This is a genomic window from Hymenobacter siberiensis (assembly GCF_018967865.2).
GTDB classification, from domain to species: domain Bacteria; phylum Bacteroidota; class Bacteroidia; order Cytophagales; family Hymenobacteraceae; genus Hymenobacter; species Hymenobacter siberiensis.
The window spans coordinates 2,962,481-2,982,951 of record NZ_JAHLZY020000001.1 but is presented as its reverse complement, the minus strand read 5'-3'; the positions used below and the strand labels follow the sequence as shown (position 1 = coordinate 2,982,951).

16 protein-coding genes and 1 pseudogene are annotated in these 20,471 nt (G+C 63.5%); 7 read left to right on the top strand and 10 right to left on the bottom strand.

From position 1 onward, the window contains the following. Positions 1–26: 26 nt before the first annotated feature. On the bottom strand, positions 27–254 hold the full coding sequence (locus KQ659_RS13235) for a hypothetical protein (RefSeq protein WP_216680627.1): 228 nt from the start codon (positions 252–254) through the stop codon (positions 27–29). 213 nt (positions 255–467) lie between these two features. Between KQ659_RS13235 and murI the strand changes: the two genes are divergently transcribed. The 7 genes and pseudogenes from murI (at position 468) to KQ659_RS22135 (ending at position 7,006) form a co-directional block, all read left to right on the top strand. After that, entirely contained in the window at positions 468–1,316 is an 849-nt protein-coding gene (gene murI / locus KQ659_RS13230) for a glutamate racemase (protein WP_216680628.1), read from the top strand. A gap of 105 nt (positions 1,317–1,421) precedes the next feature. Next, positions 1,422–3,950, top strand: coding sequence for a beta strand repeat-containing protein (locus KQ659_RS13225; RefSeq protein WP_216688417.1), 2,529 nt, complete (start codon positions 1,422–1,424; stop codon positions 3,948–3,950). A gap of 321 nt (positions 3,951–4,271) precedes the next feature. Next, positions 4,272–5,108 (top strand): RagB/SusD family nutrient uptake outer membrane protein, encoded by an 837-nt coding sequence (locus KQ659_RS13220; RefSeq protein ID WP_216688418.1) that lies wholly within the window; start codon positions 4,272–4,274, stop codon positions 5,106–5,108. Positions 5,109–5,257: 149 nt separating this feature from the next. Further along, complete coding sequence (locus tag KQ659_RS21850) at positions 5,258–5,482, top strand: cupin domain-containing protein (RefSeq protein WP_332875068.1); 225 nt, start codon at positions 5,258–5,260, stop codon at positions 5,480–5,482. Then, positions 5,469–5,621, top strand: coding sequence for a cupin domain-containing protein (locus KQ659_RS21845; RefSeq protein ID WP_332875067.1), 153 nt, complete (start codon positions 5,469–5,471; stop codon positions 5,619–5,621). Before KQ659_RS21850 ends, KQ659_RS21845 begins: the two co-directional genes overlap by 14 nt. A gap of 94 nt (positions 5,622–5,715) precedes the next feature. Beyond that, positions 5,716–6,714, top strand: a pseudogene (pelA, locus tag KQ659_RS13210) (pectate lyase); the annotation flags it as partial. Position 6,715: 1 nt separating this feature from the next. Further along, complete coding sequence (locus tag KQ659_RS22135; RefSeq protein WP_394369625.1) at positions 6,716–7,006, top strand: pectate lyase; 291 nt, start codon at positions 6,716–6,718, stop codon at positions 7,004–7,006. Positions 7,007–7,316: 310 nt separating this feature from the next. Here the strand turns inward: KQ659_RS22135 and KQ659_RS13205 are convergent, their stop codons facing one another. The 9 genes from KQ659_RS13205 to KQ659_RS13165 form a co-directional block, all read right to left on the bottom strand. Next, entirely contained in the window at positions 7,317–9,131 is a 1,815-nt protein-coding gene (locus tag KQ659_RS13205) for a hypothetical protein (protein ID WP_216688420.1), read from the bottom strand. A 4-nt stretch (positions 9,132–9,135) separates the two neighbouring features. Continuing rightward, positions 9,136–11,409, bottom strand: a complete 2,274-nt coding sequence (locus tag KQ659_RS13200; protein WP_408610780.1) for a DUF4175 family protein — start codon at positions 11,407–11,409, stop codon at positions 9,136–9,138. After that, entirely contained in the window at positions 11,406–13,037 is a 1,632-nt protein-coding gene (locus KQ659_RS13195; protein WP_216688422.1) for a BatA domain-containing protein, read from the bottom strand. The genes KQ659_RS13200 and KQ659_RS13195 overlap by 4 nt, the downstream gene beginning before the upstream one ends. A 100-nt stretch (positions 13,038–13,137) precedes the next feature. Beyond that, the gene (locus KQ659_RS13190) at positions 13,138–14,010 is read right to left on the bottom strand and encodes a DUF58 domain-containing protein (RefSeq protein ID WP_216680636.1); all 873 of its coding nucleotides are present in this window, start codon (positions 14,008–14,010) and stop codon (positions 13,138–13,140) included. 73 nt (positions 14,011–14,083) lie between these two features. After that, the gene (locus KQ659_RS13185) at positions 14,084–15,061 is read right to left on the bottom strand and encodes an AAA family ATPase (protein ID WP_216680637.1); all 978 of its coding nucleotides are present in this window, start codon (positions 15,059–15,061) and stop codon (positions 14,084–14,086) included. 143 nt (positions 15,062–15,204) lie between these two features. Continuing rightward, positions 15,205–15,828, bottom strand: a complete 624-nt coding sequence (locus tag KQ659_RS13180; RefSeq protein ID WP_216688423.1) for a DUF4159 domain-containing protein — start codon at positions 15,826–15,828, stop codon at positions 15,205–15,207. Between the two features lie 187 nt (positions 15,829–16,015). After that, positions 16,016–17,341, bottom strand: a complete 1,326-nt coding sequence (locus tag KQ659_RS13175; protein WP_216680639.1) for a TldD/PmbA family protein — start codon at positions 17,339–17,341, stop codon at positions 16,016–16,018. 159 nt (positions 17,342–17,500) lie between these two features. Next, positions 17,501–19,150: a TldD/PmbA family protein gene (locus KQ659_RS13170; RefSeq protein ID WP_216688424.1), complete on the bottom strand. Its 1,650-nt coding sequence runs from the start codon at positions 19,148–19,150 to the stop codon at positions 17,501–17,503. 102 nt (positions 19,151–19,252) lie between these two features. Continuing rightward, positions 19,253–20,452, bottom strand: a complete 1,200-nt coding sequence (locus KQ659_RS13165) for a carboxypeptidase-like regulatory domain-containing protein (protein ID WP_216688425.1) — start codon at positions 20,450–20,452, stop codon at positions 19,253–19,255. Positions 20,453–20,471 lie beyond the last annotated feature (19 nt).

The window sequence follows — 20,471 nt, the reverse complement described above, 5'->3', positions numbered from 1 at the left end:
CCACTTCACCATCTCACACCTCACTACTATATCACCCGCAGGCCGTCGAGGTTCACTTCGTCGCGCAGCAGCTCCAGGTGGCGGTAGGCGAGGGGGCGGCCGGCGTCGGTACTGAGCTCGGGGAGGGCGGCGTTGGCGGCATCCAGGGTGAGCTGCGTGAGCTTGCGCTCGCCCAGGTAGATAGCCACGGGCCGGCCCAGTTGGGCGTCGTGTGCGGCCAGTGCGTCGTCGATTTCGGCTAGAATGGTGCTCATAGCAAAGAAAGTTGAGCGGATAATGATGCGGAAATATAGGGTTTAGTTATCAGTAACCGTGCCCTGTGGCCCGGCAACAGGCGCTGCTGGGCGGCGATTTGGTGGGCCATCATGCCGCGTATTCTGCCCGTTGGTTCGTTGCGCGCTGCATTCGCGTCCGAAAAAGGAGAGGCTGAACGAAACCAACAATCGGCCTTCGGCTACCTTTGCCTCATGACTACTGCTGCTCCCGCGCCGGCCGTTTCGGCGGCTTTGGCCGCCCGGCCCATTGGCATGTTCGACTCCGGTATTGGCGGCCTCACGGTGGCGCGGGCCGTGGCGCGCCGCCTGCCCCACGAGCAAATCGTGTACTTCGGCGATACTGCCCACCTGCCCTACGGCGATAAAAGCACGGCCGCCATTCAGGCCTATTCGGTGAAGATTTGCGACCTGCTGCTGCGCCAGAATTGCAAGCTGATTGTGATTGCCTGCAACTCGGCCTCGGCCGCCGCCTACGAGCTGGTGCGCGAGTACGTGGGGAGCAAAGCACAAGTGCTGAGTGTGATTGACCCCATTGTGGCGCACCTGGGCCAGGCCTACGCTGGCCGCCGCGTGGGCCTCATTGGCACGAAGCAGACGGTGAACTCCAACGTATATAAGAAGAAGGTCGACGACCTGAACGCCGGCGTGGACCTGCACTCGCTGGCCACGCCGCTGCTGGTGCCCATGATTGAGGAAGGCTTCTTCAAAAACGCTATTTCCGACGACATCATTGCTGCCTACCTCAGCCAGCCCGACCTGGCTAACATCGACGCGCTGGTGCTGGCCTGCACGCATTACCCGCTGATAAAGGAGCAGATTGCCCGCTTCTACGCCGGTGGGGTCGATGTGCTGGACGCTTCCGACGTGGTGGCGGCCGATACCGAAGCCTATCTGGCCGCCCACGGCCTGCTGGCACCCGCGTCGGAAACACCCCCGGCGCACCACTTCTATGTGTCGGATTTTACCCGCTCATTTGAGGAAAGTACGCGGATTTTCTTCGAGCAGGAAGTGCATTTAGAGCACTATCCCCTGTGGGATTAGGATAGGCGGGCCATCAATTCACCTCTTGGTAACACCACCCGCGCTACCTTTGCAGCTCAAGAGTCACTCCTTTTTTCATCTGTTCTTCACCACAACTTCCTCTTTATGAAAAGACTTCTTCTCTCGCTGCTGGCGCTTATGCCGCTAGGCAGCTGGGCCCAAACGCTTACCCAAGCCGACTTTACGGGTGTGGTAGTGCCTCAGTATCTGAGCAATGGCAACAATAGTGGCACGGCTACCTTTCCAGGCCCACGCCTGGCAGTAGCCTTCCGTGCTACGCTTACTAACCTCACCGCCAGCACGCTGTACCGCTACTACGTGCAGGCCGCTATGCAATCGGAATTCGGCGCTTCGGCTTCCGGCGCGGGCATTGTGCTGCTGGCCACGCCGGGCACCACGCCGGCCACCACTACCTATACCACGTCCAGCACGGGTAGCCTGTCTACGGCCGGCTCGTATGCCACCTTCACCACCGACGCCACGGGCAGCTATACGGGCTGGTTTTTCTTCGTGAACTCGAACAACGCCACCCGTTTCCAGACGCCGGGCACGGTCCTGTTCCCCACCATCACGCTGGCTGCCGATGCTACTCCGGCTACCGTGGTAGCCCGTCGGGCCCTCAACCAGAGCATCACCCTGCTGGGCTTCCTGTCGGGGGCCGGGGCCACCAACGGCACCCTGCTCACCGGCTCGTCGTCGGCCACGCCCAACAACGTGGTGTTTACCTATGACAACGTAGCCGGCACCGGCCGCCCGCTGAGCGGGGCCGTGGTCGAAAGCATTGGCGTAGCCACCGGCACCACCCAAACCGGTGCCACTCCCTACACGTACAGCACCACCGGCGGCTCCTACACCACCGTGGTGCCCAACACCCTAGCCACCGGCGTGCGCCGCGTAGAGCAGCGCTCCATTGTTGATAACTCGGTGGTAGGCTGCGCTTCCAGCACCACCGGCGTATGGCCCAGCGGTGCCAATACGGTAAACCCCACCGGCGGCATCACCACGCCCCTGGTGCTCACTGCTACCGATACGCCCCTGAACACCAGCGCCTGTGGCACGGTGGCCACGGCTTCCGTCACAGCTACGCCGGCCGGCCCGCTCACGTTTGCTACCACCACCAACACGGCTTCGGCCACCCAAACGGTTACCGTTGGCGGCAGCACCCTCACGGCCAACCTCGTCGTAACGGCTTCTACGGGCTACGAAGTAGCTTCGGCCGCCGCCGGCCCCTTCAGCGCCAGCGTATCGCTCACGCCCGCCAGCGGCGTGGTAGCTGCCACACCCGTGTATGTACGGTTGGCCAGCGCGGCCACGGCCAGCACCGTTGCCGGCACGCTCACGGTGGCCAGCACCGGCGCCACCAGCCAGACCATCACCCTGAACGGTACGGTTACGGCTGCGGCCGCCCTGCCCACCATCGCCAGCTTCACGCCCACCAGCGGCCCCGTTGGCACCACTGTTACCGTAACCGGTACCAACTTCACCGGCGCGAGCGGTGCTACGCTCAACAGCCTGGCCGTGAACAACTTTATGGCAATGAGCGCCACGTCGGTAATGTTTGACGTGCCCACCAACGCCACCAGTGGTGTCATTACCGTGACCACGGCAGCCGGCACGGCCACTAGCACGGGCATCTTCACGGTGACGGTTGCGGTCGTAACGCCGGTAGTTTCGGCCCTGACGCCCGGCGTACTCGTGACGGGTAGTGCCGCTACTACGCTGGTTATCACCGGCACGGGCTTCACCAGCACTTCCACGGTTAACTTCAACGGGGTTTCGTACCCCCAGTCCACCAGCACGGCCACTTCCATTGAGGCCGTTATCCCGGCCAGCGCCCTGACCGTGGCCGGTTCCTACCCCGTGTCGGTTACGAACACGGCCGGTACGTCCAACGCCTTCACCCTGACGGTGAATAACCCCAGCACAGCTACCGCTTACGAAAATTTCGAAGCCGGTACCAAAACGTCGTATAACGCTGCTGCCGTGGTCCTAACCAGCGGCTCCTGGACATTCTCCGATGCCCTCATCGGCACGGCCTTCAACGACCGTTCTAACGGCCTGAAATCGGCCCGCATCCGCGTCGGCTTCATCCGCATGGACTTCGACAAGCCCAACGGCGCTGGTACCGTGATTGTGAACGCCGGCTCGTTTGGCGTCGACACTCCGGTTTCCTTCATTTTGGAAGTTTCGACCGACGGTGGCACCACCTTCACCACGGTGCCCGGCGCGCCGGCCCTGCTCACCAGCACACTCACGCGCTACACCTTCACGGTGAACCGGAGCGGCAACGTGCGTTTCCGCATCACGAGCACGGCCACGGTTGCTACCACGCGCATCAGCATCGATGATATCTCCATTGCCAACTATACCGGTACGGCCACGCTGGCCAGCCAGGCGCTGCCCGGCCTGTCGGTGTTCCCGAACCCGGCGGCCGACCGTGTCACGGTAAGCCTGCCCACGGCGGGTGCTGCTACAGTTGCTCTGCGCGACCTGACCGGCCGCGTGGTGCTGGCCCCGGCCGCGCTGGGTGCCGATAAGCAATTGGTGCTGCCGACCTCGCTGGCCTCGGGCGTTTACTTGCTGGAGGTGAAGCAGGGCGGTGTGACCGCCGTGCGCCGCATCGAGAAAAACTAAGCTGTGGTATCAGCTGGCCGAAGCAGGCCAGCACCAGTGAGAAAGCCCCCGCCCACGCGGGGGCTTTTTTTGTGCCGTTGCGTTGGCGGGGCCCTATGCGAATTGCTGGCGGCAGGAGTGAAGCCCGCTGGCATCGATGCCTGGAACGATTGCACAACTAAAAAAGGCTGTTTGCTAGGCATATGATTAATAATGACAGACTTTTAGTAGCCTGATAAAAGCACACATAGGAGTTGTTTAGAAAGTCACAAAAGGTCCCCGAACGGTCATGCAGCGCGCAGCGAAGCATGACCGTTCGGGGACTTTCTAAACAGCTTCGATATGGGCTACTACAGCGGCCCGCTGCTGAGCGCCTCGCCCATCTACGGCAGCACCCAGGCCCAGATTCGGCCCCTGTCCACCTACTTCTACGCCTTCGACTCGACCGATGTGCGCCGCGATATTACCCTGACTACTTACAGCATCGACGGGGCCAACAACCAGAAGGGGCTATTGCTGAGCGTCCTTACCGATGGCAAGTTCCGGCGCGACTGGCGCGTGCCCACCCTGGCCGGCACGGGCAACTGCCTGGGCTACAACTGGCCCCTCATCCGCTTCGCCGACGTGCTGCTGATGTTTGCCGAAACCGACAACGAAATCAATAAAGGCCCCACGGCGGCGGCTGTGGCGGCTCTGCGTGAAGTGCGCCAGCGCGGTTTTGGTGGCAGCACCACCCTGGGCCAGATTCCGACTCCGGCCAACCAGACCGATATGTTTAACGCCATCGCCAGTGAGCGGTTTCTGGAATTCGGGGGCGAAGGCATCCGCAAGTACGACCTGCTGCGCTGGAACCTACTCGATACCAAAATCACGGAAGCCCGCGCCAACCTTGCCAGGTTGGCGGGCGCGCAGGCTCCCTACACCTTCGTGCCCGCCAGCATGTACTACCGCGTAACCGGCGGCCAGGTGGTGTGGGCCCGCTCGTTCTACCGCCCTTCGCCGGCTGCCACGCCCACCGGCACCACTGCCGTAGCCTGGCGCACGGCCGTGACGTCCGCCCTCATCGCCAATATCGCTTCAGAGTACGCGCCTGGCAAAGGCAAGGAGCTGCTGCCCTTCCCCCAGGGCACCATCGATACGAATAAGAATCCCGGATTTAAGCAAAATGCTGGTTATTAACGAGTAGGGGCGGGGCCTGCCCCCACGCCCTACTCGTCAACTACTGGCATTGTCGGGAACGATTGCGCAATTAAAAACCCCGCCAGCCTTGTCGACATTCCAAACAGGTCGGACTTTTAAGGTCCGACCTGTTCTTTTCACCCGATACCATGACGCCACTACCTCCCGCCGAAACGGCGCAACCTGCTTTCGTGACTGATGCTCAGGCGGCCTGGGAAACCACCGGCCCCGGCGTGCGCCGCAAAGTGCTGGCCCACGGCCCCGGCCTGATGCTCACCCGCGTAGCCTTCGAAACCGGGAGCATTGGGGCCCGCCACCAGCACCCGCACGCCCAACTGAGCTACGTGGAAAGCGGCGCGTTTGAACACCATTAGGGAAGCAACGCGCACCCTGGGCATGGGCGATAGCTGCTATGTGCCGCCCCTGGCGTGGCACAGCGTGGTGTGCACGGCGGCCGGCATCCTGGTCGACGCCTTCACGCCCCGCCGCGACGATTTCCTGAGTCAGCAGTAGTGCGGACTTTTAGTCCGCGTCCCTGCGCCGTGGGGTCATGCTATAACGGCGCTACTGCCCCACAAGCTTCTGCTATCCCACCTGTTTTTTGCTGATGAAAACCACCGCGCTACGCCTGCCGGGCCTGCTGTCACTGCTGCTGCTGCTGCTCAGCCTGGGTTTACAGCCGGCCCAAGCCCAGACCGTGACCGTAGCCCCAGACGGTTCCGCCGACTACCGCACCATTCAGGAAGCCATCAATAGCCTGCCGGATTTAGCTGCCAAACCGCGCACGGTGCTCATCAAAAACGGCACCTACCACGAGAAAATCTGCCTCGACGGCAAGGAAAAACTGGTGCTGAAAGGCCAGAGCGAATCTGGCGTGGTGCTGACCTACGCGCAGGCCCGCGACCTGTGGACCTGCGACCCCAACGCCACCGCCGGCGACTGGGGCGTGGCCACCCTTAACCTGCGCAACAGCCCCGATATCACCCTCGAAAACCTGAGCGTCATTAATAGCTACGGCTTCGACGCCGCCGCCCGCGCCGGCCTGCTCGATAGCAAGCACCAGAACGATGCCACCATCGACAACGACGCGACGACCCGCGAAATCAATTACCTGGCCGAAGCTTTCCAGAAAACCCACAACCCTGCCTATCGCCAGGGCGTTGAAAACGGCATCCGCTACCTGCTCAAAATGCAGTACGCCAACGGTGGCTTTCCACAGTTTTACCCCGACCTGAGCAGCTACCACGGCGAAATTATTTATAATGACGACGCTATGATTCGGGCCCTGACCGTGCTGCGCCAGGTAGCCCGCCAGCAGGCCCCCTTCGTCGCCCTCGACCCCGAGCTGGTGTTGCTGGCTCAGGCGGCCGTGGCCCGGGGCGTTGTCAGTATCCTGCGCATGCAGTATGTAAGCCACGGCCAGCCCACCGCCTGGGCCGCCCAATACGACCCCGTGAGCCTGCTCCCGGTCAAGGCCCGTGCCTTCGAGCTGCCCTCCCTAAGCGGCGAGGAACCGGTCAGTATCGTCCGCTTTCTCATGGACATCGAGCAGCCCACTGCTGCCGAAAAAGCCGCCATTGAGGGGGCAGTCCAAATGGTTCGAAAAAATGAAAATACCCAACGTAGCGCTGAAGGAGATTGCTGCGCCAAAAGAGCCCAAAGGCCGCGACCGCATCATCGTGCCCGCGCCCGGGGCCGTGCTCTGGGCCCGTTTCTACGAGCTGGGCACCAACCGGCCCATCTATGTGGGCCGCGACAGCCAGGTGCATTATCAGCTCACCGAAATCGAAAACGAGCGCCGCGCCGGCTACCTCTACGCCGGCACCTGGCCCGCTGAGTTACTGGCCAAAGACTGCCCCGCCTGGCGAAAGCGCGTGGGCGCCGCCGCGAAGAAGTAGCACATACTAGCCGCAGCGCGGCGGCAGGTTTTGTCGTAATCGGGTTTACCCGGAGGAGCGAGCCGCGTAGCGGTGACAGAGAAGCCTTGCATTCCTGTCGCCGCGTTGGGGCTATTCCAGAGCTATTTTCAGATTCATGTACGGGATGTATAGACGCGATACTTCGCATCTCCTCGTTGAACGACTTGGATTCTACTCTAATTATTGATTAGCAATATATTGGCTGCCGAATGGACGGGTGTCGTGGGCAGCAGTAGTAGATAATGATGCTGTTTTGACGGCATATTTTGAACCGTGCAAAAATATGATACTACAATTTCTCCTCCAGCCACAGATACCCGGCGGCCAGCAGAAACAACCCAAAGAACCACCCCGCCGGCCACGGCTCCGTCACCGTAGCCTGAGTCGTTTCAGCGGCTTTCGGAGCTTGGGTTTCGTTGCTCAGTTGCGCCACGGCCTGCTGGCGCTCCTGGTACTCCGGCCCCAGCCAGGTTGTGGGCGGGTACACGTAAAAATTGTGAATGATGCGGCCCGGCCCGCGCACCTGGTGCCAGCCCGCAGTGTCAGGCCAAAACCGGGCTGTGCTCCACTCGGGCAGGCGGGTGTCTTGGCGCAGGGCCAGGCGCACCGCCGGGCCGCCGGCCAGCGCTGCCGCCGTGGGCAGGGTAGTGGGAAAAGCGGCTGCCAGATGCAGCGTGAGGGGCTGTGCCGGCCGGGGCCAACGGCTGCCCGCATGCCAGGTAGCGGCGGCCGGGGCCGGCGGCACAGCGGCCGTCAGCAGCTGGTTCCAGTAGGAGGCGTAGACGGCGGTATGCCCCTGGAGGCCCCAGTGAAACGTTTCGGGTACTACCGACACCACCGCAAAGCCCATGCCCACCCGTCGGCTGGCAGCCAGCAGCAGCTGGCGCGGCCCGATGATGAGTGCCCGCAGCGTCGGGTTGGCTTGCAACTGGGCCGGCAGCGCGGCGCGGGCCTCGCCGGGCGCGTCAGGCCAGGTGAGGGGCTGGGTGGCGACATTCGCTGGCCGGGGTTGCACCGTGAAATCGGCGCGGGCGGGCGCGGTGCGGGGCAGGGGCGCGGCTTCAGCCAGTGTGACGATGCCCAACCGGCCGGCGCGTAAGGCCGCTTGCAGGGCCTGGGTTTCGGCGGCGGAAAGGGCGCCCAGCGTGGCAGCATCGGCCACCACTACGGCATAGCGGGCCAGCAGGGCGGGCGTGAGGCGGTCGAGCGACTGGGCCGGCAGGTTCACGAAATCAGTCTGGACCAGGCCCCGGCTTACGCTCGTGCGTAGGGCCACTGGGTAATGGGCTTCGGCCAGGTAGTTCTTCAAAAACTTGAACTCGAAGGAAGGCGTGGCGGTGAGCAGCAGCACGGCCGGCAGCGCGGGCGTGGTGATTTCGACCGGCACCGGCTCCGCCAGCAGCGGCTGGCCCGGTCGGCGTAGCTGCAATTCGTAGGTGGCCAGCCCGGCGGCTTTGGGCCGGTAGCGCAGCCGGAAAGGCCCGCCACCGGCTGGCAACCGCACCGAATCGCGCCCGGTGCCAGCAGCGTACAGCACCACCCACGCGGCGGCTGGCCGGCCGGGTGCTACCACCGTGCCTTCCAGCCGCAGCATTTCACCCAATGATGATGTTGCCGGCCAAAAAGCGGTGGCGAAGCCCTCAAACGGTGCCCCTGGGTGCAGCCGTACCGCCAGCGAATTCAGCAGCGCCAGTTCAGCGGCCGGTAGCCCGTGGCCCAGAATGTGCAGCCGATGCAGCGCCGGCCGTTGCTCGGCCAGCGTGAGCAGGCTGGCCAGCGGCCGGGCGTTGGCAGGCGGGTCGGCGTCGGCATAGGTCCAGACCGATGTGCCTGCACCCAACTGCCGGCGGAGCTGCCGCAGGGTATCGGGCGAGTAGCCGGGGGTGAGTAGAATGGCCTCGGTACGAATGGCGGTCAGGTGGCGCAGCGGCGGAAAAGCGCTGAGCCACAGCGCTGCAACGGCGGCCAGGCTGGCCAGCACCCTGGCCATCCGCTGCCGCCGACGGGGCCGCTGCCAGGCCAGCACTAGCAGCCCGAAGACCAGCAGCAGGCAGCCCGCCAGCAGGCCAAAGTAAAGAACCGGATTCGGAGTTAAAATGGGCAACGGGCTAACGGCTTAAGTCCTGGAAATAACGCCGCGCCAGCCGGTCGGCAGCGGGCGGGGCGGCGGGTGCGGGAGTGGGCACGGCCAGCAGGTCGGTGAGGGCGCGGGCTACAGGTGCGCGGCTGGCTGCACGGGTGGGGCGGCCGGCGCGCACGTCGGCTCCCAGCTCGCGTAGGGCCCGTAATGCCGGCAGGTAGAAGCCCGGGCGGGTGAGGGCCGCGCCGGATAGTACGGTGCCGGCCTGGTCAAGCAGCACGGCATCGGCGGGGCGGGGGGGCTGGTCGTTGTCGGCCGCGGCCAGCCAGCGCAGGGCGGCGCGGATGGCCGGCTGAGTAGCCGGGGCGGGCAAGGTTTGCTGGCGCTGGGGCACGGCGGCCCCGGCCAGCTCGCCGGTGAGGCGCAGGGTGGCTTCGGGCATGGGCGGCGGGGTGAAGCCGGCTTTTTTTACGTAGGCCCGGGTCTGCTGCTGCACTTCCTTCAGCAGGCGCAGGGCGCGGTATTCGAAGGGCCGGGCCGCCGCCAGCTGGCCGGTGCGCAGGCGCAGCTCGGCGGCCCACATCTGGTCGAGCACGGCGTGGAGCTTGGCCTTCACGGCGGGCTCCAGGAAGTCGGCGGTTTCGGAGTCGTCGTGCTTGTGGATGTAGGGGTCCATCAGGGCATCGGTTTCGGCGGTGGGCGAGGCTTTGGAGGGCGAAACCGGCGCGCCGCCGTGGTCGTGGTCGTCGTGCCCGGGGGCTTCTGCGGTGGGGGAGGCGGGTGCGTCCTCGTCTTCGGCCGTGGGTGCGTGCGGGCCAGCTTCCACCCCAATCCCGGCCTCCGACTCTTCGCCCAGAAACTTGCCGTAGCGCAGGCGCAGCGTCTGCTGGTCGAAGCCGAGGTTGTTGGCCCGGTTGGCCACGGTGGCGGCATCAAGCTTCGGCTTTTCGGCCAGCAGCTTTTCGGTGTCGATGATAATCTGACGCTGGCTGCGGAAGTAGGCGGGAGCCACTTTTACACCCATGCCCAGGTCGAGTGCCCCATCGGCCACGGCGGTATCCTGCCACTGCACGAGGTAAGAATCAGTACGAGTAGTATGGCCGTGGTTGTCGCGCGCCGTGAGGTAGAAGTAGAGCTCGTCGCCGTAAGTCAGGCCCAGTTTGGGCAGGTTGAGCAGGCTGCCCAGCGTGGCCTGCGGCCCGCCCAGGCCCGCGCTCAAATCGCGCCGCACCTCGTGGAACTTCACCGCCTCGCCCTGGCCCTGCGCCACGGTTATCACCAGCTCGGCCCGGCTCAGACCGTAGTCATCGCGCACGGTGGCGCGGATGGAGACTTCCGGCCGCTGGCCGATGGCCGCCACCAGCGTGTAGGATTTCGGGGTTTGAATGCGCAGCACGGGCGCGAGGTCGGGCCGCACATCAATGGCGTAATCATCAGACAACGTGCCCGCGTAGCGCAGCCGGTACAGCGTGGAAGCCATCAGCGTTTGCTCGGTAAAAAACCAGCCCGCCTGCCCGGCCACCGGCTGTAGGCGAATCCGCTGGCGCCCCAGTTCCAGCATCGGCGCTGCCGATTTGCCATCGCCGCTCACCCGCACCTGCCAGCGCACCCGCGCCTCCTGCGGGCACTGAAACGAAGGCTGCGTCGGCGCAAAAGCCGCCAGTCGGGTGTATGCGGGGGGCGTGACCAGCAGTTTTGTTTCGCTGATACGCGGCGGTGCGGCCTGCCCGGCCGCTGCCGGAGCCGGGGGCGAAAACCGCATGCTGACTGCCGCCGGTATGGGTTGGGCCGGCTGGCTGATGGGCAGCAGGTAGCATAACGCCGCACCCAGCAATAGTCCAGCACTCAGCAGCAACGGCTTCCGAAAAGAAAATGGGAGTAGTCCCGGCCCTTCAGCAGTTAGCTGCCCTAGCTGCCCGGCTACCCGCTTGAATTGCAGTTGGCCAAGAAAAGTCAGGGTAGCCGGGTCCTGCAGCAGCAGGCCGGTGCTGTCCTGTAGTTCAGGAAATTGCCGGTCGAGCCGTTGCGCTATAACTGCGCAGTCCAGCTGACGCAGAGGCCACGCCCACCACGCCGAGGCCGTCAGCAAGCCTAATACCGCCAGCGCTATCCAAAGTGGCTGCGCGGCTGGCCAGTGATGTACTAACCCAGCCAACAGGACACCGGCGGCCAGCAGGACTTGTAGCCCTGCGCCGGCATAGCGGCCGGCATAGCTGTTCCTGACCGCCTGAAGCTGCGCCTGGGACTTGCCCTGCTCCGGCAACCGGCTTGTTTCAATGGAAGTAACCGTGGGCTGCGTCATATTGAAGTAGGCAATGTGCTCCCGGCCCGCCGCCCTGCCAGCCAGCGCTCCAGCAAAAACAACAGCCCGGCCGCCAGTACCAGCCAGGGCCGCAAATCAGTCGTGCGCTCGCCTGCCGCCCGAATTGGAGCGGCGGTGGGCTGCATACGAGGGGCCGAGGTCAGCTGGGCGGGGTCGAGGGCACGATGGTCGAAACGACTCAGCTGCTGCTCCAGGCCCGGGTTGCGGGGATGGTAGAGGACGGCCGCAGCTTCATCGGGGGCGGCGGGCTGCAGCAGCTTCAGTAGCCGGGCCGGCATCTGCGGGTCGTCGGCCAGCTCACTCCAAGGCGGTGCGAGGCGTGTGTGCAGCTGATAAGTTGCCCCACGGCCCAGCATCCGCCGCGAAAGCACCGGGCGGCCCCGGCCATCGGCCCACACCGTTGCGCTCCCCAAAGCCGGTGGGCGGGCACCGCGCCGAAACACCAGGCCGGCTGAGCCCGAGGCATCAGCCGCGGCGAAGCTCGCCGTGTCGGGCACGCCCGGGCCGGCGGCCTCCTGCCAGATAGTAGCTCCTTGCTGCACTGTTTGTTGCCAGTTTCGGGGCAATGCTTCGTCGGAAAGCCAGCATGTCCAGTCGGCCTGCAGCTGCCGGGGCCGGTCCGTAACCCGGCGTAGCTGCAGCGCCACGGGCAGCCCTACGGCGGCGGCGCGTACTGCCGCCTCCCAGTAGCGGGCATCGGCGGTGTATTCCGGCGTGGCGTATAGGTCAATGGTAAGCGGCGATTTCCTTACCTCAATGGCCGGGGTGGAAGCAGAAGTAGCGCCGTTGGCCGGAACCAGCCGCAGGCTTCCGCTGCCGGTTGTATCCGGCTGCAGGCGCAACGGGGCAAGTCCAGCCAGCCGAACTATCTGGCCGGTGGGCGGCAGCAGTGAGCGTTGCGGGCGGTAGGTGGTTCGGGCTTCGTTGCTGTGGCCAACCAGCAGGTGCAGGCTGTCGCCCACCAACCCGGCGGCCGCCAGCCACGCGCTGGTAGTGGTATCGGGCAGGGCCTGCCAGCTCACGGCGGCTGGCAACGGCGCGTGGCGGCCGCCAAAGTCGCGCAGCGCCGCGCTGGTGACCACAAAAACCGGCTGGCCCGCAAAGGTGGCCGCCGCCTGCTGCACCCGCGCCCAGGCCGGGCCGGAGGGCTGCCGTGCCGCTGCCGAATCGACGGCGGCGCTGGCTCGACCCGCAGCCACCGCCCGCCACGCCGCACCCGGCACCCGGGGGAAGCCCGCCGATAGCCAGCGCAGCGCATATCCCTTCCGGCGCAGCGAGTCGATAGTGAGCTTGATGCCGGCCAGCGTTGGCAGTCGGGCCGCCTCGGCGCTCAGCAGCACCACGCCCCGGCTGATGGGCCGGGCCGTGCGCCACACCGGCCCGGCCACCGCCACGGCCAGCACCGCCAACAGTGCCGCGCGCAACAGCAGCAGCCAGAGCTGCTCCAGCTTCAGGTTGCGCAGGCGGCGGTTGGCACCGGCGGCTAGCCAGCGCAGGCTGCCCACCGCCACTTCACGGGCGGGCCGGCGGTTCCAGAGATGAATGGCTACCGGCACCAGCAGGCCCGTGAGGGCCAGCAGGGCGGCAGGGTGAAGAAGGGCGAACAAAAGGAGTTAAAGGTTGAGAGTTAAAAGTTAAGAGTTGAAAATTGAGAATTTTGAGGGAAGGTCCGATACCTAGGCGGTTTTAACTTTTAACTCTCAATTTTTAACTATTCCCGCGCCGCCTTAGAAACTCCCGCATCGCCGCATCGAGTGGCTGCGAAGTATCCAGTAAATGATAGTCGAAGCCCTGCCGCCGGGCGTTTTGGGCCGTGTCGCGCAGCCAGTTTTGCAACTGCTGTTGGTAGGCTGTCCGTTGGGTAGCGGCGTCGATTTGCAGGGTTTGGCCGGTTTCTAAGTCGCGGAAAGTGACAGCGCCCTCGTAGTTGAATTTGAGTTCGTTGTGCGCCATTAGGTGCAGTAATAGTACGTCGCCGCTGGTGGCGCGCAGGCGGGTAAGCAAGGCATTGATTTCCTGGCCTTCCTCATACAAGTCGCTCACGCACACCGTGAGGGCGCGCTGGCGGCGGGCCGTGAGAGGAGCCAGCGTTTCGGGCGCGGGGAAGCGGCCGGCAGCTTCGGCCGTTTCGAGGGCGTGGTAGAGGCGGGGCAGTTGGCGGGCATCAGCGCGGGGCGCGAGGTGGCGCAGGCCGGCGGGACTGAGGATGCTCAGGCCCACGGCATCGCCTTGCTGCGTGGCGATGTAAGCGAGCGCGCCGAGCAGTAACCGGGCGTAGTCGAGCTTGCTGAGGCCGTTATCGTCGCGGTGGTTCATGCTGGCACTGGCGTCGAGCAGCAGGTGTACGGTCAGGCTGGTATCAATTTCCGACTCGCGCAGGTAGTAGCGGTCCGAGCGGGCGGCCAGGCGCCAGTCGAGGCGGCGCAGGTCGTCGCCGGGCTGGTAGGGGCGGTACTGGTTGAACTCCATGCCCGCGCCGTGCCGCCGGCTGGCGTGCGCGCCGTTGAGGAAGCCCTCGGCCGCCTGCCGGGCGGCGAGGGAGAGGTTGCGCAGGCCGTGCAGGAGTTCGGGAGTGAGCATGTAGTAGCGCGGGCTTTTAGTCCGCGAGTTCAACGATAAAAAAGTTATGGTACTCGCGGACTAAAAGCCCGCGCTACACCGCCACCGCTTTCAGCAGTTCCACCACGGCATCATCGGTCGTGATATTCTCAGCTTCGGCGTTGAAATTCAGCAGCACTCGGTGCCGCAGCACTGGCGGGGCCAGCGTGCGGATATCCTCCAGCGTGGCGGCGAAGCGGCCGTGCAGCAGCGCCCGCGCCTTGGCGCATAGTATGAGCGCCTGCCCGGCCCGGGGCCCCGCACCCCAGCGTCCGTAGTCCTTAATAAACTTCACTTCCGACGTGGCTGGGCGGGTTGCCCGCACCAGCCGGTTCACAAAATCCATGAGCTCGGGGCTGAGGCTCACCTGGCGCACGAGGGCCTGCAAGGCCCGGATATCAGCCCCGCCCAGCACCGGCTGCACCGTTTGGCCGGCCGCACCGGTGGTGCCGCGCAGCACGGCCAGCTCCTCCTCGGCAGAGGGGTAGCCAATGCGGACGTACAGCAAAAAGCGGTCGAGCTGGGCCTCGGGCAGCGGATAGGTACCACTTTGCTCAATCGGGTTTTGGGTGGCTAGCAGGAAGAACGGCTTGGGCAGCGCGTGCTCCTGCCCGGCGTAGGTGACGTGGCCTTCCTGCATGGCCTCCAGCAGGGCGGCCTGGGTTTTGGGCGGCGTCCGGTTGATTTCATCAGCCAGTACCAGGCTGGCGAAGATGGGGCCGGGGTTGAACTTGAACGAGCGGTGGCCGGTGCCGTGGTCCTCCTCCAGTACCTCGGTGCCGAGGATGTCGGTGGGCATCAAATCGGGGGTGAACTGGATGCGGCGGAAGGGCAGGTCCGTGGCGGCTGCCAGCGTGCGCACCAGCAGGGTTTTAGCCAGGCCGGGCACGCCTTCGAGCAGGGCGTGGCCGCCGGCCAGTAGGGCCACCAGCACTTCATCGAGCACGGTTTCCTGGCCCACGATGACCTTGGCAATTTCAGCCTTGAGGACGGGTAGCTTGGCGAGGAGGGTGTTTACTTCTTGTTCGGTCATTGGGTGTTTAAGGTCGTCTTATCAAAAACGTCATGCTTCATCTGGCGTCCGCGCAGCCGAAGCCTCTCTACTGCGCAAGTAATTAATTAGTATTGAGGTAGAGATGCTTCGGCTTTGCTCAGTATGACGTGCTTTATGACGTTCTAAGTCAAGGCATAAAGCAGAATATTTACCCCAAACTTCGTGTTGTCCTCAGCCAGGAAGCGCTTGTTGCGGAAGTCATAGTCCCATTCGCAGCCATAGTCTTTATTGGAGTAAAGCACGCCGATACGGCCCTTTATTTCGATGGCCTTCAAGTAGTCGTGCACGAGGTCGTCGCCCCAGCCGTTCAATTCAAAACCAGTATTGGGCGGTCCGTCTTTGAAGGTGAAAAACTGGGAATAGATAGGGTGCGTTTTGGGGATTTTCTTCAGGGCGCTGCTGCCGAAGCACTGGCGCATCTGCTCCTCAAAGGAACGGGCGAAGAGGCCGTCGATGTCGTGGTTGCAATCATCCACGAACACAAAACCGCCATTGCGGACGTACTGCGTAAAGTTCTTTTTCTCCGTGCTGGAAAACTGCACCAGCCGGTGCCCGCTCAGGTAGCAGAAGGGGTAGTTGAACAGCTCGGGGCTGTCCAGGGCCACCACTTTTTCCTTGGGGTCGACGGGTACTTTGGTGTACTGCACCAGCGAGTGCAGCAGGTTGGCGGGCATGCGCTCGTCCACCGCGTCCCAGTCGCCGGAGTGGTATTTCAGGCGCACGAAAGTGAAAGCGGCAGCGGGCATTAGGTGAAAATAGTGATAGTAGATGCGGCAGATACGCAGCTATAGTCGTGGAAAGCTGCCATAACGTTGCGCCGGCCTCATGTAGCGTGGACTCTGCGAGTCCGCGAGCGAGCGTAGCGAGCATCCGGAATCCTTGTCCAATGCTCGCTACGCTCACGCGCGGACTCGCAGAGTCCACGCTACAATTCTAAATAGCGTCCGACAAGCTCGTGAACGTGAAATCGCGAATTTTCAGCGGGGGAATGAGGCAGCCGGCCAGGCGCTGGGGCCGGCCGATGGCCTCAATATTATTGAGCATGATAATCGGGCTTTCATTGAAGCGTAGGTTCTTGATGGGGAATTTTATCTTTCCGTTTTCGATGTAGAACGTTCCGTCGCGTGTCAGGCCGGTGTAGAGCAGCGTCTGCGGGTCGACTTCTCGGATGTACCACAAGCGCGTGACCAGAATGCCTTTAGCGGTACTTTTGATGAGCTCGGCGGTGCTCTGGGTGCCGCCCGCCATGATGAAGCCGTTGGGGAAAGCCGTGGCGGCGACCTTGTTTTTCTCGGCCCAGAAGCGGCTGTAAAACAGATTTTTTACCACGCCTTTCTCAACCCAGGTCTGGCGTTTGGTGGGCAGGCCATCGCCGTCGAAGGCATTGCCGGGCACCTCGGCATTCAGCGGGTCGGAGTAGATGGTTATCCGGTCATCGAACAGCTTTTCGCCCTTGCGGTTGCCGCCGCCCTTTTTGCTTAGGAAGCTGCGGCCTTCGTCGGCCTCGCGGGCGCCCATCCCGAATATCATTCCCCCCAGCAGCGAGAGGTCGTCGCCGGCCATGAGGGCGGCCGGCTCCAGAATGACGGTGTACTTGCCCGGCTCGATGGCCTTGGCATTCACCGAGCCCAGGGCCTTATCGGCGGCGCGCTGGGTGAGGGCTTTGGCGTTGAGCCTGGCGGGGTCCGTCACGTCGGCAATGGCGTAGCCCGAGCCGCGGCCGTCGGCGGTGCGCACCGTTACCGAAAAGTTGGTGTTGGTGGACTGCTGGTAAGCCTCCAGGCCCTTGGAGTTGCGCTTGGCCACAAACCGGGTGCCGCCATCGAGAAAGCCAGCCGACGTTAGGTTATTGGCAGCGCACAGGGCCATGCTGTCGGCTGCGGCCTGGGCGCGGGTGGTGGCCGTGAGTAGCGTGGTGGCGGTGGAGGGCGGGCTCAGGTAGGTTTGCGGGCCGAGCAGGGGCACGTATTCGGGGCTTTCGGGGGCGAGGCGGGCTATTTCCTCGGCCCGCTGCACGCAGCGGCGCAGCGTAGCGTCGTCGAACTCGTTGCAGGTGGCAATGCCGCTGCGCTTGCCGAACCGGCTTTCCACAGCCAGCGATACGGAATCCTGGGCGCCGGCCGTGCTCACGCTGTTGCGGGCGTAGCGGATGTTGCCGGTGGTGCGTCCGTTCAGGGAAGCTTCGCACTCGTCGGCGGTGCTGTAGCTTAGGACTTTTTTGAGGAGCGTCTGGGCGTCGTCTTTGGAGAGAATGGCCATTGGATGATTTTGCAGATAGTTTAGAGATGGGACGTTCTGGCGTTCACCTCACCCCCTGACCCCCTCTCCTTGGGGAGAGGGGATACCGGTTTTGCCACTAACGGAAATTGTCAGGCTCCCCTCTCCCCAAGGAGAGGGGCCGGGGGTGAGGTTAGGCGGCTACACTTTCCGGGCCGTGTTAATCACGTTCACGCCGTTGAAGCGCGTGGTGGCCGAGCCGTGGCTCACCGACGACACCTGGGCCGGTTGGCCCTTGCCGTCGAAGAAAGTGCCGAACAGGCGGTAGTCCGACTGGTCGCACGAGCCGGCGCAGGCCCCCCAGAACTCCTGGGTGTTCGACTGGTAGGCCACGTCCTCCAACTGCTCGGTGATTTTGCCCTTCTCAATCGCAAAAAATAGCTGCCCGCCAAACTGAAAGTTGAAGCGCTGCTGGTCGATGCTGAACGAGCCTTCTCCGGCTATGTAAATGCCTTTGTCCACGCCCTTCACCATCTCATCGGGGCTCATTTTGGCGGTACCGGGGCGCAGGCTCACGTTGGGCATGCGCTGGAACTGCACGTCTTCCCAGCTCTGCGCATAGGCGCAGCCATCCGATTCCTTCTGGCCCACGATGTGGGCCTGGTCCCTGATTTTCTGGTAATTCACCAGCTTGCCGTCCTTGATGAGGTCCCACTCGCGGGTTTTCACGCCCTCGTCGTCGTAGCCCACGTTGCCCACCGAGCCGGGCTGTAGCTTGTCGGCCACAATGTTCACTTCCTTCGAGCCGTAGGGCAGGTTTTTGGCCTTCCATTCCAGCGTGGCAAACGAGGTGCCCGCGTAGTTGGCCTCGTAGCCCAGCACGCGGTCGAGCTCCGTAGGGTGGCCCACGCTTTCATGAATGGTCAAACCCAGGTGGCCCGGGTCGAGCACCAAATCGTACTTGCCCGGCGTCACCGATTTCATCGTCAGCTTGGCTTTGGCCTGCTTGCCGGCCAGCGCGGCATCGGCCAGTATGTCGTAGCGCAGCTTGTAGCCGATGGTGTCGGTGCCCTGCGGGCCGCGCACCTGCTCGGCCGCGCTGGGCGTGAGGTACTCGAAGCCCAGGCCCACCGGCGAGCTCAGTGCCTCGCGGCTGCGGAATTTGCCCGACTTGGTATCCACCGCCGTGGCGTTGAAGGTGGGCCAGAGCCGGTGCACGTCCTGGTCGATGTAAGAGCCGTCGGTGCTGGCAAAATACTTCTGCTCATTCACCTGAAACAGCGCCGAATTGATGTAGCTGGCGCCCGCATCCAGTGCGGCGGCGTTGGCGGCCAGCAGCAAATCTACCTTCTGCTTTATCGGCACCTCGAATGCGCTTTGCTGAATGGGCGTTTTCCAGCTTACCTCGCCGTAGCCCTGCTGGGCGGCCAGCTGCACGGGCTCCTTCATCACCAGGCGGTTAGCCTTGGCAATGTTCACGGCCTCGCGGGCGGTGGCGGCTAGGTTGGCCTCCGTCACCACGCTGGTCGAGGCGAAGCCCCAGCACCCGGCCACCAGCACCCGGATGCCCACGCCGTAGCTCTCGGTGCTCACGATGTTCTGCACCTGCTTCTCGCGGGTGAAAACGTACTGGTTCAGCGAGCGGCCGATGCGCACGTCGGCGTAGTCGGCCCCGGCGGCTTTGGCGGCGTTCAGGGCCGCGTCGGCGAGGCGCTTTTTCACGGCCACGTCGGCCCCCGGCTCCAGCAGGCGGGCGGGGTCGACGGGCGTGTGGCCGAAGCCGGGGAGGCTGGGGAGGAACAGGGCCCCGGCGGCCAGGCCGGTGAGGCCCACAAAGTCGCGTCTTTTCATAGGTTGCAGAGAAAAAGATGTAGCGCGGACTTTCAGTCCGCAAGTGAATGAAATAGAATTTAGGCAGCAGTTTACTCGCGGACTAAAAGTCCGCGCTACAAGCTACGGCAACATAGTGCCGAAAGCGCCCTTCTGCTCGAAGGATTTCATCACCTGTTCTTCGAGTGGGGTGCGTTTCACCACGGCGTTGTTTTGCCAGAAAGCGGGGTCGTAAGTAGTTTGCTTGATGAGTGCCAAATCGACTTCGCCGCCCTTGGCAGGGGCGTAGGTCACGCTGGCATCGGGGGTGGCGCGGCTGTTGTAGAAGTACGTGAAAGAAGAAGCCTGAATGGCGACGTTGCGTTGCAGTGGTACAGCCAAAGATGCTCGATAATCGACCTTGATGTAAGTGAGGACGGCTGCATTTGGAGCCGGCTGAAAATCCATTTCAAACACCGAGTGCTGGTCCTTGAGCTTCACCACCAAGCTAACCAAGCTATTGGTCTTGACGTTGACCAGGTCGGGCGTTTCAAACCGCAGGTGTAGTACTTGCCGGGTAGTTTCGTTAATAACCAAAGTTCCTTTCGCGGTAAGCGGTGCCAGCCCCGGCTTGCTCTCAAAACCGATTTCGACCAGTTGCTGACCCTCACTCTGCGTCACGCCCAGTAGCGATAGTGTGTAGAACCTGGCAGTATTCAGCCCCAGGATTCCGCGCTGTGTTAGGCTGTCGTCCTTCATATTAAAGCCAAACCTTTTGGTAAAAACGGAGAAGTTGTTGAAGCTTATTTGCGCCTTCATCTTCTTCGCGAAGCGCCCAGTAACGATGGCGCTGCCATCCATGCCTGCATTGGTAGTGGCAGCGTCCCACACCATTTCCTGCACTTCGGTGGCATCGTTGGCAATGCGGGTAATTTGCCGATAAAAGGCCTGGCCATACATTTTTTTAGCGGTGGTGCGGCGCAACTGGCGGTAGGCTTGCGCAATCAAATCGCCGAGGTAGCTGCCCACTTGCACCTCGGGCAGCAGTACCGACGCCGGTTGCAGCCGCACCAGCAGCGGTGCGGTGGCGGCGGCTACTGCCACCGTATCGCGCCGGTGGCCCAGCTCCGATATCACCAGCCGGCCCGGTAGCGCGGCTTTCAGCTCAAACTCGCCCTCCGCGTTGCTGGTGGTGCCGGCCGTAGTGCTCAGCACCGAAATGCTGGCGTAGGGTATGGGCTGGCCGGTGGCGGCATCGAGAATTTTGCCGGTGAGGCGCGATTGCGCGGCGGCCGGACGAATGATAACGGCCAGTAGCAGGCCAGCTAATAAAGTCAGCTTCATTGCAGGAAGTAGGAAATGA

Excerpts from the sequence above, each read along its gene's own strand:
- KQ659_RS13235 (WP_216680627.1), bottom strand. The coding sequence starts at position 254 with ATGAGCACCATTCTAGCCGAAATCGACGACGCACTGGCCGCACACGAC.
- murI (WP_216680628.1), top strand. The coding sequence starts at position 468 with ATGACTACTGCTGCTCCCGCGCCGGCCGTTTCGGCGGCTTTGGCCGCC.
- KQ659_RS13225 (WP_216688417.1), top strand. The coding sequence starts at position 1,422 with ATGAAAAGACTTCTTCTCTCGCTGCTGGCGCTTATGCCGCTAGGCAGC.
- KQ659_RS13220 (WP_216688418.1), top strand. The coding sequence starts at position 4,272 with ATGGGCTACTACAGCGGCCCGCTGCTGAGCGCCTCGCCCATCTACGGC.
- KQ659_RS21850 (WP_332875068.1), top strand. The coding sequence starts at position 5,258 with ATGACGCCACTACCTCCCGCCGAAACGGCGCAACCTGCTTTCGTGACT.
- KQ659_RS22135 (WP_394369625.1), top strand. The coding sequence starts at position 6,716 with ATGAAAATACCCAACGTAGCGCTGAAGGAGATTGCTGCGCCAAAAGAG.
- KQ659_RS13200 (WP_408610780.1), bottom strand. The coding sequence starts at position 11,409 with ATGACGCAGCCCACGGTTACTTCCATTGAAACAAGCCGGTTGCCGGAG.
- KQ659_RS13190 (WP_216680636.1), bottom strand. The coding sequence starts at position 14,010 with ATGCTCACTCCCGAACTCCTGCACGGCCTGCGCAACCTCTCCCTCGCC.
- KQ659_RS13185 (WP_216680637.1), bottom strand. The coding sequence starts at position 15,061 with ATGACCGAACAAGAAGTAAACACCCTCCTCGCCAAGCTACCCGTCCTC.
- KQ659_RS13180 (WP_216688423.1), bottom strand. The coding sequence starts at position 15,828 with ATGCCCGCTGCCGCTTTCACTTTCGTGCGCCTGAAATACCACTCCGGC.
- KQ659_RS13175 (WP_216680639.1), bottom strand. The coding sequence starts at position 17,341 with ATGGCCATTCTCTCCAAAGACGACGCCCAGACGCTCCTCAAAAAAGTC.
- KQ659_RS13170 (WP_216688424.1), bottom strand. The coding sequence starts at position 19,150 with ATGAAAAGACGCGACTTTGTGGGCCTCACCGGCCTGGCCGCCGGGGCC.
- KQ659_RS13165 (WP_216688425.1), bottom strand. The coding sequence starts at position 20,452 with ATGAAGCTGACTTTATTAGCTGGCCTGCTACTGGCCGTTATCATTCGT.